The organism is Nocardioides ginsengisoli (assembly GCF_039537225.1).
Taxonomy (GTDB): Bacteria; Actinomycetota; Actinomycetes; order Propionibacteriales; family Nocardioidaceae; genus Nocardioides; species Nocardioides ginsengisoli.
In genome coordinates this window covers 1-11,905 of the sequence record NZ_BAABAC010000045.1, presented here as the reverse complement: position 1 = coordinate 11,905, position 11,905 = coordinate 1, and the positions used below count along the sequence as shown (strand labels likewise).

Annotated in this window: 12 protein-coding genes; 4 read left to right on the top strand and 8 right to left on the bottom strand. The window is 73.2% G+C overall.

Annotated elements, in window-relative coordinates; genetic code table 11:
* Positions 1-7: 7 nt before the first annotated feature.
* The 7 genes from AB4880_RS23185 to AB4880_RS23155 all read right to left on the bottom strand — a co-directional run bounded on the left by AB4880_RS23185 (position 8) and on the right by AB4880_RS23155 (position 7,569).
* A complete protein-coding gene (locus tag AB4880_RS23185) occupies positions 8-1,000 on the bottom strand; it encodes a phosphotransferase family protein (protein WP_367921593.1) in 993 nt (330 codons plus the stop codon).
* A complete protein-coding gene (locus AB4880_RS23180; protein ID WP_367921592.1) occupies positions 1,000-2,193 on the bottom strand; it encodes an acyl-CoA dehydrogenase family protein in 1,194 nt (397 codons plus the stop codon). Before AB4880_RS23180 ends, AB4880_RS23185 begins: the two co-directional genes overlap by 1 nt.
* A 1-nt stretch (position 2,194) precedes the next feature.
* Positions 2,195-3,343 carry a thiolase family protein gene (locus AB4880_RS23175; RefSeq protein WP_367921591.1) on the bottom strand — a complete coding sequence of 383 codons (1,149 nt, stop codon included), beginning with the start codon at positions 3,341-3,343 and terminating at the stop codon, positions 2,195-2,197.
* Positions 3,340-3,756, bottom strand: a complete 417-nt coding sequence (locus AB4880_RS23170) for a Zn-ribbon domain-containing OB-fold protein (protein WP_367921590.1) — start codon at positions 3,754-3,756, stop codon at positions 3,340-3,342. Before AB4880_RS23170 ends, AB4880_RS23175 begins: the two co-directional genes overlap by 4 nt.
* 73 nt (positions 3,757-3,829) lie before the next feature.
* Positions 3,830-4,618 (bottom strand): enoyl-CoA hydratase/isomerase family protein, encoded by a 789-nt coding sequence (locus AB4880_RS23165; RefSeq protein WP_367921589.1) that lies wholly within the window; start codon positions 4,616-4,618, stop codon positions 3,830-3,832.
* Positions 4,619-5,161: 543 nt separating this feature from the next.
* The gene (locus AB4880_RS23160) at positions 5,162-5,956 is read right to left on the bottom strand and encodes an SDR family NAD(P)-dependent oxidoreductase (protein ID WP_367921588.1); all 795 of its coding nucleotides are present in this window, start codon (positions 5,954-5,956) and stop codon (positions 5,162-5,164) included.
* Entirely contained in the window at positions 5,953-7,569 is a 1,617-nt protein-coding gene (locus AB4880_RS23155; protein ID WP_367921587.1) for an MFS transporter, read from the bottom strand. Before AB4880_RS23155 ends, AB4880_RS23160 begins: the two co-directional genes overlap by 4 nt.
* A 74-nt stretch (positions 7,570-7,643) precedes the next feature.
* Here AB4880_RS23155 and AB4880_RS23150 point away from each other — a divergent pair, with 74 nt between their 5' ends.
* Entirely contained in the window at positions 7,644-8,981 is a 1,338-nt protein-coding gene (locus AB4880_RS23150) for an FAD-dependent oxidoreductase (RefSeq protein WP_367921586.1), read from the top strand.
* 61 nt (positions 8,982-9,042) lie between these two features.
* Here AB4880_RS23150 and AB4880_RS23145 read toward each other — a convergent pair whose 3' ends face one another.
* Positions 9,043-10,155 carry an acyl-CoA dehydrogenase family protein gene (locus AB4880_RS23145; protein WP_367921585.1) on the bottom strand — a complete coding sequence of 371 codons (1,113 nt, stop codon included), beginning with the start codon at positions 10,153-10,155 and terminating at the stop codon, positions 9,043-9,045.
* Between the two features lie 101 nt (positions 10,156-10,256).
* Between AB4880_RS23145 and AB4880_RS23140 the strand changes: the two genes are divergently transcribed.
* The 3 genes from AB4880_RS23140 to AB4880_RS23130 are packed head-to-tail and all read left to right on the top strand — an operon-like array spanning position 10,257 to position 11,784.
* Positions 10,257-10,619: a nuclear transport factor 2 family protein gene (locus tag AB4880_RS23140; protein ID WP_367921584.1), complete on the top strand. Its 363-nt coding sequence runs from the start codon at positions 10,257-10,259 to the stop codon at positions 10,617-10,619.
* 29 nt (positions 10,620-10,648) lie between these two features.
* A complete protein-coding gene (locus tag AB4880_RS23135; RefSeq protein ID WP_367921583.1) occupies positions 10,649-11,038 on the top strand; it encodes a hypothetical protein in 390 nt (129 codons plus the stop codon).
* Between the two features lie 47 nt (positions 11,039-11,085).
* Positions 11,086-11,784, top strand: a complete 699-nt coding sequence (locus tag AB4880_RS23130; protein WP_367921582.1) for a class I SAM-dependent methyltransferase — start codon at positions 11,086-11,088, stop codon at positions 11,782-11,784.
* Positions 11,785-11,905 lie beyond the last annotated feature (121 nt).

The window sequence follows — 11,905 nt, the reverse complement described above, 5'->3', positions numbered from 1 at the left end:
GGGGGAGTCAGCAGAGCCGGTCGAGGCCGGTCTCGATGAGGCGCGCGATGGTGGCGGGCAGCAGCTCCTGGGCGGGGTCGTGGTGGCGACCCTCGCGGTGGCGGCGCAGGTTGTGGCCCATGATCGCGGCCATCTTGAAGCGGCCCAGGGCGTCGAACCAGGTGAGGTCACGCGGCGTCGGGCCCCCGTCGGCGTAGCGCTCGACCAGCTCGTCGGCCCTCGGAAGCCCCTCGACGATCCGCCCGACGCCGGGGAAGTTGGCGCCGTCGGCGAAGACGAGGAACCAGCCGAGCTCGACCCGCGGGTCGCCCGGGCTCCAGATCTCCCAGTCGATGAGGGCGGCCGGCTCGGCGCCGACCGAGAGGATGTTGCCGAGCCGGTAGTCGCCGTGCACCAGCACCGGTACGACGGCCTCCGGCGTCGCGTCGGCCAGCAGCCGCTCGAGCCGGTCGGCGCCCGGCACCAGCTCGGCCGGGACGGCGCCCATGGTGCGGCTCCAGCGTGCGAGCTCGTCGGCGGGCGAGAGCGGGTCGCCGTCGACCGGCAGCCGGTCGAGCGGCACCCGGTGCAGCCGCGGCAGGATCTCGGCCGCGCGCCGCATCCGGGCCGCGGCGAGCGCCGGCTCGACCGCCGGGTCGTCGAGCACCGGCTCGAGGGACTCCCCCGCGACCAGCTCCATCGCGAACCAGCCCGGCTCGGTCGCGTCGGTCGCGCAGATCCGCGGCACCGGCACGTCGGTGTCGGCGAGGGCCGCCATGATCCGCGCCTGGCGCAGCATGTCGTGGCGCCCGATCGAGCGCTGGCCCGGCGGCACCGCCTTGACGACGTACTCCTGGGCGTCGAGGGCGATCCGGTAGGTCAGCCCGGAGTGGCCGCCCAGCATCGGCTCGAGCGCGGTCGGCGTCCCCTCGTGACCGGCGGCGTGCAGCCCCGCGACGACCCGCTCCTGCAGGTCGATCGCGTGCAGCTCGGCCGGCGTCGGCCGGGTCTCGGTGGGCATCAGCGTGGCTCCCTCGGCAGGCCGAGCACCCGCTCGGCCAGGATGTTGTGCTGGATCTCGTCGGTGCCGCCGGCGATCCGGTAGCCGGGCGCGCCGAGCACGTGCTCGGTCCAGGCCCAGGCGCCCCACCGGTCGCTCTCGACGGTGAGGTCCGGCCCCAGCAGGGTCCGCACCACCTCGGACGTGCGCGCCATGGTGTCGGTCGCGAGCAGCTTGCCGACCGACGCCTCGGGACCGGCGTCGCGCCCCGCGACGACGGCCGCGGCGACGCGCATGCCGGTCAGCCGCTGAACATAGCTGCGGGTCACCAGGTCGGCGACGCGATCGCGCTCGAGCTCGGTGAGCGGCCGGCCCAGGTTGCGGGCCAGCTCGATCGCCTGGTCGGCGTTCTCGAGGCCGAGGCTGCCCGAGTCGAGCCGCTCGGAGGCGAGCACCGTCAGCGCGACCTTCCAACCCTGGCCCTCCGGCCCCAGGCGGTGGGCGTCGTCGAGGCGTACGCCGTCGAGGTAGACCTCGTTGAACGAGCTGCCGCCCGTCATCTGCCGGATCGGCCGGACGACGACCCCTGGTGCGTCCATCGGCACGAGGAAGGCGGTCAGCCCCGCGTGCTTGGCCACCGCCGGGTCGGTGCGGGTGATGGCCAGTCCGTAGTCGGCGACCCGGGCGCCGGAGGTCCACACCTTGTGGCCGTCGAGCACCCAGCCGTCGCCGTCGCGGACGGCGCGGGTGCGCACCGCGGCCAGGTCGGAGCCGGCCTCGGTCTCGGAGAAGAGCTGGCAGGCGATGAGGTCGGTGCGCAGCATCGCCCGGACGTACGTCGAGCGCTGCTGCTCGGTGCCCCACTGGGCGATGGTCGGCGCGATCAGCTGCTGCGTCACCGGGAACATCTCGGTGCGGCGCGGCACGTCGTACTCGGCCTCGACGCGCCGGAAGGCCAGCAGGTACGACGTCGGCAGCGCGCGGCCGCCGTACTCGACGGGCCAGGTGACGGCGCCGAAGCCCGCGTCGAACCGGGCCTGCTCGTAGGCCCGGATCCGGTCGGTCTCGGCCCGCTCCTCCTCGGCCGTCCAGTTCTCGAAGACGGCGACGGCGTCGGAGCCCTCGCCCCAGGGGCGTTGGGTGCGCGGCGCGGCGACGGACGCGAGCCAGGCGCGCGCCTCGGCGACGAAGGTCTCGATGTCGGGGGACGTCATCTCAGACCCCCAGCACGGTGCAGGCGCTGATGCCGGGAGCGCCGTAGACGTGGGTGAAGCCGAGCCGGGGCGCGCCCGGGACCTGCCGGTCGCCGGCCTCGCCCCGCAGCTGGGTCACGATCTCGTGGACCTGGCGCAGTCCGGAGGCGCCGATCGGCTCGCCGTTGGCGATGCAGCCACCGTCGGTGTTGACGGGCAGCCGACCACCGATCTCGGTCTCGCCGGCGCTGATCCACTTCTCCTGCTCGCCGTGCTCGCAGAAGCCGCACTCGGCGAGGTGCATCAGCTCGGCGCCGGCCTCGGTGTCCTGGAGCTGGGCGACGTCGATGTCGTCGGGGCCCACCCCGGCCATCTCGAAGGCGGCCTGCGCCGCCGTGGTGCTGACGCTGGTCGGCACGCCGTCGCCCTGGATCGACGGGCTGAAGACCTCGAAGGTGCCGAAGGCACGGGTGCGGGGCGCGACCGCGAGCAGCTTGACGGCGCGGGCGCCGAGCCGCTTCGCCGCGGCGGGACTGGCGACGACGATCGCCGCGCCGCCCTCGCCGGGCGAGCAGAACATGAACTGGGTCAGCGGGTCGTTGACCATCGCCGAGCCCGCCACCTGCTCCTCGGTCAGGGCCTCGCGACGCCAGGCGTTCGGGTTGAGAGCGCCGTTGCGGTAGGCCTTCGCCGCGATCCGCGCCAGCACGCTCTCGGGGATGTCGTGCTCGCGCAGGTAGCGCGCGATCTTCACCGCGAAGAACTGCGTGGTGACCATCAGCCCGGCCTCGCCGTAGCCGGCCGGAAGCCCCCAGTCCTCCGGCCGCGGGTCGAAGGCGCCGCGCGGGTGCTTGTCGAAGCCGACCGCGAGCGCGATCTCGGCCGCGCCCGAGCGGATCGCGTTGACGGCGGCGACCAGGGCGCTGCCGCCCGTCGCACAGCCGTTCTTGACGTTGGTGAACGGGATGCCGGTCAGGCCGAGCTCGGCGACGAGGGTGTCGGCGAGGCCGGCCCCGTCGCTGCCGCCGAAGGCCACCTGGACGTCGGGCCACGCGATGCCCGCGTCGGCGAGCGCGGCGTGGATCGCCTGGATCGCCATCTGCCGCCCGGTCACGCCGGGCTGACGACCGAACCGCGAGAGTCCGGCGCCGATGATCGAGACCTCGCTCATCGCGTGCCCTCCTCGGGGTCGATGCCGGCCGCGGCCAGCCAAGGTCCGGTCGCGAACCGCGGGACCGGCTCGGTGGCCACCAGGGTGACCGTCGCCCCCGTCAGCTCGGCCGGGTCGTCGATCGTGGTGGCCTCGAGGACCGCCTCCACGCGCACCCCGTCGGGGAGCTCGACGTACCCCACGGCGAAGGGCGTGAAGCCCTCCGCCGGGGGCACGTACGGAGGAGACTTGGGCGCGAACCGCTGGACCGTGTGGGCCCAGACCGTGCCGCGGGCGGCGAGCGCCAGCGCGACCAGGTCGGTGCTTCCGCACCGCTGGCAGCCCGCCGCCTCCGGGAAGGCGACATTGCCGCAGTCACGGCAGCGACTGCCCGTCAGTTGGGGTGTCTCGGACGTCGCCGGCACGGCGGTCATCTCGCGTCTCCTCGAGTGGTTCCAGCGCGGACTCCCGGGCCTCAGCAGCCCGGGGCGGACGGGGTCGGTCGGGTCAGCGACCGACCCACTTGGGCTCGCGCTTCTGCAGGAAGGCCTGGACGCCCTCCTTGCCGTCCTCGGACTGCAGCGCGTTGCCGACGGCCAGGTGCTCCATGATCATGAGCGACTTCACGTCGGCGTCGAGGCCCTGGTTGATGGCCATCTTGGTCAGCTTCATCATGAACGGGGACTTGTCGGTGAGGGTGCCGATGAAGTCCTCGACGCGCTGGTCGAGCTGGTCGGCCGGCGCCGAGTCGTTGATGAGGTCGAAGTCCTTGGCCTCCTGGCCGGACAGGAGCTTGCCGGTGAGCATGAGCTCCTTCGTCTTGCGCAGACCGATCATCCGCGGGAGGCGGTAGATCGGGCCGGCGCCGCCGAAGAGCGCGCGACGGATGTGGAAGTCGCCGATCTTGGCGTCGTCCGAGGCGATCGCGAAGTCGCAGGAGATCATCAGCTCGAAGCCGCCGGCGGTGACGTAGCCCTCGAGGACCGCGACCGACGGGGTGTTCATCGAGTACAGCCGGTCGCAGACCTGCGCGCTGAGCACCGCGACGTCCATCGCCGTGGTGGTGCCGATGAAGTCGGAGAGCAGCTCGTCGAGGTCGAAGCCGGAGCAGAACTGGTTCTGCACGCCGCGCAGGACGAGGACCTTCAGGTCGGGGTCGGCGTCGACCTCCTTGATGATCTCGTCGAGGCGGTGCAGGAGCTCCACCGTGACGGCGTTCTTCTTGTGGGGGCGGTTGAGCCACACCCGGGCGACTTCGCCGTCCTTCTCGAGAAGAACGTGGTCGGTGTCCACCATGGTCGTTAGTCCTTTCAGAACCGAACTGGATTCAGTTTAGTTTGAAGTGAGTTCAGTACACCTGTCAAGCGGCCTTCCCGGAAATCTCCGGACCGCGCCGTGGACGTCGGGGTCGCCGGCGACTCACGGTGGTTTCCCGGCACGAGGAGGCATCGATGGGCCAGGAACCACATGTGTTTTCGTGTGGTTCGTGACCAATCGAAACCCGTTCCACCCGAAGGCGGCCGCGTCAGCGGCGGCGCGAGTGCAGTCAGCGCGGCCGCCCGACCGACCCCGCAACACCCCCCTCGACACCCACCCCGAAGCCGAGTCGTGTGCCCCACAACCCGCCCAGGGACGTTCTCAGGCACACGACTCCCCCAGAGCGAGGCGGCCGAAGTCCGTGCCGACAACCGCGCCGGAAAGCCGCCCGACCCACCCGCAACACCCGCTCCGGACCCGGCAAGCTTCCGCCGGGTCAGCTCATTTCGCGAGCCACTTTCTGCCGGGTCGGCTCATTTTGCGAGCTAGTTTGTGGCGGGTCGACGGTTCGAGACGGCCCCTTCAGATGGTGAATCGCCCGCCGTTGCTGAGCAGCACGGCGCCCACGACGTTCGACGCGCCGGGCGAGGCGAGGTAGCAGATGCTGTCGGCCAGCTGCTCCGCGCTGGCGTAGCCGACGGCTCCGGTCGCCTCCATCGCGGCCCGCACCGCGGACGGCGTACGCCCGGCCATCGGCGTGTCCACCGGCCCCGGCGCGACCGTGTTGACGCGGATGCCGAAGTGGATCGCCTCCTTGGCGACCGACTGCGACAGCGCGTGCACGGCCGCCTTCGAGGCCGCATAGTGCGGATAGCCGACCAGCGTGTCGAAGGCGGCCGACGACCCGACGGTGACGATGGCGCCGCTCCCCTGCGGTCGCATCGCGCGCACCGCGGCGCGCAGCACGTGGAAGGTGCCGTCGAGGTTGATCGCCATCACCCGGCGCCAGCCGTCGTCGCTCAGGCGGCCGATGACGTCGACCGGCTCGCCGCTCTCGGCGGCCTCGCGGATCCACGCCTTCGCGACCGGATCGTCCACGCCCGCGGTGTGGACGACGACGTCGAGCGCCCCCTCCGCGGCGATGCCGTCGACGAGCGCGTCGACCGCGGCCGCGTCGGTCACGTCGACCGCGTGCGCCGTCCCGCCCACGGACTCGGCCACGGCCTTCGCGTTGTCCGCGACCACGTCGGCCACGTGCACCCGGGCCCCTTCGGCCGCCAGCTGGCGCACCACGGCGGCGCCGATGCCCGAGCCGCCGCCACTGACGAGAGCGGTCCGGCCGGCGAACCGACCACCCTGCGCTGCGTCGTCCTTCATCTGCCACCTCCTGATCGGTCCGGCCGCGCCGAGGTCAGCAGCGGTCCGGAGGTTCGTGTGCTGACGGCCCGGACGGCGTCGCGCAGCCGTCGCTCGGGGACCGTCAGCCGGGTCGTCTCCTGCTCGAGGAGCAGCGCGCGGTCGCGCACCCGGTAGGTCTCGACGTACTGGCCGGGCGTCGCGGGGTCGGGCGCGAGGCTCCACGAGCCTGCACCCAGCCGGAGCCGCGACAGCCTCAGCTCCCCCATCGCCTGCTCGAACGCGGGCAGCTCGGCGCCCGGGACGGCGTAGACGTAGCGGACCACCAGCTCGCCGTCGGCGGCCTGCTCGACCAGCGTCGCCAGCGCCGGGTCGGGTACGGCGGGCTCCGGCTCGATCCCCGCGCTCGAGCGGAGGCCGCCCAGCGCCAGCCATCCGGTGTAGGCGAGCAGCACTGCGGCGGCCAACCACAGCGCCCGGTCGACGCCGAGCAGGTCGGCGGCCGCGCCCCACACCAGGGCCCCGATCGCCTGCGAGCCCTGGAAGAGCATGAGCACCAGCGCGATCACGCGCGGCCGCACCCAGTCCGGCAGCGCCTGGTGGGCGAGCATCATCCAGGTGCTCTGGACGGCGACCCAGCCGACGCCGCCGAGCAGCAGGAAGGGCACGAGCAGCCACAGCTCGCGGACCAGACCGAGGGCCAGCAGGTTCGCCGCATAGCCGGCGGCGAGCAGCCCGACGAAGAGATGGGCGGGCAGCCGCGCCCGGACCCGGCCGAGCGCGAGCGCAGCGGTCACCGCGCCGACGCCGAGCAGGCCCATCGCGATGCCGAAGCCGGCCGCGCCGAGGCCCATCAGGTCGTGGACGGCGAGCGAGACGAGCGCCCACAGCGCACTGGCCGGCAGGCCGAAGAGCACCATGCGCAGCAACAGTCCGCGGGTCCACGGCGAGTGCCGGACGAACCAGAGCGCGCCGCGGACGGCGGCGCCGATCGACTCCGTGCGCGGCGGACGTCGTACACCCGCAGGGCCGGCGGCGAGCAGGAGCAGTGCCGCCGCCGCGAACAGCGCGGTGACCGCGACGAAGAGCAGGGACGGCCGGCTCGCGCCGAGGATCAGGCCGGCGGTCAGCGGGCCGACCGCCCGGGCGATGTTGAAGACGGCGCCGTCGACCATCGCGGCCGAGGGCACCGCCGCACGCGGCACGACCTCGGGCAGCAGCGACTGCCACGCCACGCCGACCACGACCAGGGCCGCGCCGACGGTCAGCACCGTCAGCAGCAGCGGGGCCGCGTGATCGGCGCCCACGAGCACCAGCAGCGCCGCGACGGCCGACGCGAGGCCCGACACCGCGACCGCGCACCCGAGCATCCGCCGCCGCGGCCCGTGGCTGACGACGACGCCGACCGGCAGCGCGAGCACGATGAACGGCAGCGACATGGCCGCCGGCGCCAGCGCGACGACGACCGCCGACTCGCCGCGCTCGGTGAGCAGCCACTGCACACCCACGACATGCACCCACACCGCGATCGCGTTGACCAGCTGGACGCCGATCAGCAGCCGGAAGAGCCGGACCCGCAGGGCCACACCGGGCCCGGTCGCGACGACGGGCCGAGCTGCAGCCTCCGAGACCATGTCTCACACCCCTTGAACTGAAGTGAATTTAGTTTAGAGTAGCGAGCATCACCGACGGAAGGAATGACAGCGAGATGGTCGAGACGGACCTCCTGGTCATCGGCGCCGGCATGGCCGGCCTCACCGCCGCCGCGCGCGCCGCTCGAGACGGCCGCCGCGTCGTCGTGGTCGAGGTCGGCGACGACGTGGGCGGGTCTGCCCGCTACGCCGGCTATGCGTGGACCGCACCGAGCCGCGAGGTCATGGACGAGGTCAACCCGCGCGGCGACGTACTCCTGCGGCACGCGCTCGTCGACCGCTTCGCCGACGGCGTCGAGTGGATCCGCTCGGTCGGCGTGGACGCGCAGGACGCCGTGCCGATCCTGGGCTTCGGCCGCGGACACCAGTTCGACACCAACCAGTACGTCGACCTGTGCCGCCGCATCGTCACCGACGCGGGCGGCGAGATCCGGCTGCGCACCGCGACCCTCGGCCTGGTCACCGACGGCGGCCGCGTCGTCGGCGCCGAGATCACCGGCCCTGACGGACCCGAGACGATCCGCGCCGCGTGGACGCTGCTGGCGACCGGCGGCTTCCAGGGCGACCCTGCGCTGCTGGCCGAGAAGGTCCACCCCCGCGCGGGCGAGATGCAGCTGCGCGCCAACCCCCACAGCAAGGGCGCCGGCTACCGGCTCGCCACGGCCGTCGGGGCCGCGACCGGCGCCGAGGACGCGGGCTTCTACGGACACCTGATCCCGAGCGGCGTCCCGTTCGCCGACCCGGCCGACTTCGTCGACCTGTCGCTCTACTACAGCGAGCACGCCCTGCTGTTCAACCTCGCCAACGAGCGGTTCACCGACGAGACGCTCGGCGACCACCTGACGACCATCGCCCTGCTCGAGCAGCCGGAGTCGCGCGGCCTGCTGATCTGCGACGCGCGTGTGCACCGCGAGTGGATCGTGGCGTCGTACGTCGAGGGGGCCGTCGCGCTCGACAAGTTCGCCCTCGCCAGCCGGCGGGGCGGGCGGGTCGGCCTGGCCGAGACGCTCGACGAGCTCGACTACCTGCCCGAGGAGTGGGGCTACGACGGCCCCGCGATCCGGCAGCGGATCGAGGACTACAACCGCGCCGCCGCGGCCGGCGAGGCCGTGACCCCGGGGCGGGCGAAGGACCCGGCGCCGATCAGCGAGGGGCCCTGGTACGTCATCGAGTGCGTGCCCGCGGTGACCTTCCCGTTCCACGGCATCCGGATCGACGACCGGGCACGGGTACTCGACACCGAGGGCACCCCGATCCCCGGCCTGCTCTGCGCGGGCTCCGACACGGGCGGGCTCTACGACCGGGCCTACGCCGGCGGTCTGGCCTCCGCACTGGTCTTCGGTCTCACCGCCGCCGCGACCGCGGCGACCCCGTCGGTCGCGGCCCAGACCTGAGCCTGCCGCAGGGAACACGAAAGGGGCGCCCGATCGGGCGCCCCTTTTCGCATGCCTGGACTCAGATGCCGACCAGCTCGGCGATCTGCGCGCGCGACGCCCGCGAGGCGCCGAAGAGGCCCTCGTCGCCGAGCGCCCGGCGGACGTAGTCGTGCGCGAAGTGCTCCCACGTGAAGCCGATGCCTCCGTGCAGCTGCACGGTCTCGTGGGCAGTGCGCACCACCGCGTCGGCGCACACGCTCGCCGCGATCGCCGCGGGGAGCGCGGCCGACGCCGGGGCGGCATCGAAGGCCACGGCGGCGTAGCGGGCGGCCGAGCGCGACCGCTCGCGGTCGACGAGGACGTCGGCGAGGCGGTGCTTGATCGCCTGGAACGAGCCGATGGCGCGACCGAACTGCTCGCGCTGCCCGACGTACTCGACGGTGCGGTCGAGGAGCTCGCCGACGATGCCGGTGTGCTCGGCGGCGACGGCCACGTCGCGCAGCACCCCCAGCCGCGCGGCGACCCGCGCGAACCGCTCGGGGCCGACGACGCACCGCGCGGGCGCGCCCACGGCCGCGACATCAGCCTGTCGGCGGGTCGGGTCGATGGTCGTCCGCGGGGCGATGGTGAGGTCGTCGGCGCGCAGCGCAAACAGGGCCGGCCCCTCGGCCGTCTCGACGTCGACCACGACCAGGTCCGCGGCGGCAGCATGGAGCACCCGCTCCCGCCGCCCCTCGACCACCCAGTCACTGCCGCGCCGCCCGGCCGTCAGGTCGGCGCCGCCCAGCGAGACCGTCACGATCAGGTCGCCGTCCAGTGCGGCGTCCAGGAGGTCGCGGACGCCGGCCGGCTGATCCGCCGCGGCCAGCGCCTGGCAGCCGAGCACGGCCGAGCCGAGCACCGGCTCGGGCAGCAGCGCGGCCCCGCACTCCTCGAGGACGACGGCGACCTCAGCCATCCCGTAGCCGTGGCCCCCGAGCTCCTCGGCCATTGCCAGCCGGCCGATCTCGAGCTCGGCGTTGAGCCGGCGCCAGAGCTCCTCGGAGTAGCCCGCCGGTGACGCGGCGGCGGCACGGACCTGCTCGGTGCCGGCGTACTTCTGCAGCAGGGCGCGGACGACCTCCCGCAGCTCCTCGCGCTCGGCGACGGGCGCCATGAGCGCGGGGTCGAGCTCGGGCCGGTATGAGATCACGGAACCTCCCAGAGAGAACTGAAGTGAGTTCAATTTATCTCCCCCCCGAGGCCGTGGCAAGGGCTGGACACCGGTGCGCGAATTGAACTAGGTTCAGGCTCATGAGCAGCGCCACCCTCGTCCGCTACTACGCCGCCGTCGACGCGGGCGACTTCGACACCGCACTGGCGCTCGTCGCCCCGGACGTCCGCTCCGCGATCCTGCTGCCCGGCGCGGCCGTGCGCGGCGAGGGCCGCGAGGGGCTGCGCGACTATCTGTCCGGCCGCGGCGACGTCGTCCGTCGGCACGTGCCGCAGCGCGAGAGCGTCGTCGGCGACCTCGAGTTCGTCTACGGCGCCGTCGTCGAGGACGAGTCGACCGTCACCGGCCACTTCCTCGCCGCCGCCAAGATCGGTCCCGACGGCCTGATCGCCGGCTACCAGGTGGCCTTCGACCCCGAGCTCGGCCTGCTGCCCGACGCCTGACCGCCCCCGACGAGCCCGAGGAGACCCCGATGTCCGCGACGTCCACCACGCCCGCCACTCCCCTGCTGCACGCCTGGTTCGAGATCATGGACTCGACGACGCCCGAGCGCGTCCTCGACCTGATCACCGACGACTTCCGGCTCTCGATCCTGTTCTCCACCGGCGACCAGGCCGCCGAGTTCCAGGGCGACCGCGCCGGCCTCGAGGTCTATCTCGCCCAGCGCGAGGCCAGCGTCCTCACCCACCACATCCTGCAGGGCGACCGTGTCGGCGACACCGAGCTCGTGCTCGGCGAGACGCGCCGCGACGGCGCCTTCGAGGCGTCGTTCAACGCGAGCGCGCAGCTCACCGACGACGGCGAGCGGGTGCGCCGGCTGCTGATCTGCCGCAGCCCGCAGGTGCGCTTCACCGACCGCTGACCGGCGCGGCTTCCGTCCGCGCGGCCCGCGCGGGGTAGGAACGAGGGGTGGCGACCACCGACTACGACACGTTCGCGAACGCGTACGCCAAGGAGAACGAGGCCAACCTCTTCAACGCGTACTACGAGCGACCCGCCATGCTCGGCCTCGCCGGCGACGTCTCCGGACGCCGGGTCCTCGACGCGGGGTGCGGCTCCGGACCGCTGATGGCGGCCCTGCGCGACCGCGGCGCCGCGGTCACCGGCGTCGACGCGAGCGCCGCCATGGTCGAGCTGGCCCGCGCCCGGCTCGGGCCGGATGCCGACCTGCGCGTCGCCGATCTCGCCGATCCCCTGCCCTTCGCCGACGCCGACTTCGACGACGTCGTCGCGTCACTCGTGCTGCACTACCTGCAGGACTGGGCCGGTCCGCTCGCCGAGCTGCGCCGCGTGCTCCGGCCGGGCGGACGCCTGATGGTCTCGGTCAACCACCCCGGCACCTACCCGATCGTGCATCCGGACGCCGACTACTTCGCGGTGACCCGCTACTCCGAGGACTACGCCTTCGACGGCGAGGTCGCCTGGCTCACCTTCTGGCACCGGCCGCTGCACGCGATGACGGCGGCCTTCACCGAGGCCGGCTTCCGGATCACCTCGATCAGCGAGCCCCCTCCCGCGCCGGACACGCCCGCCGACGTCCTGCCGCCCGGCCTCGAGCCGGGCCGCTCGTTCCTCTGCTTCCTCTTCTTCGCGCTCGAGGCGGTCTGAGCGAAAACCACCGGCCCGCCGCGTTGACACGCGACGGGCCGGTGAGAGCAGAGCCGTGGATCAGGCGTTCTTGATCGCGGAGATGTCGAACTCGAGCTTGATCTTCTCCGAGACGAGGACG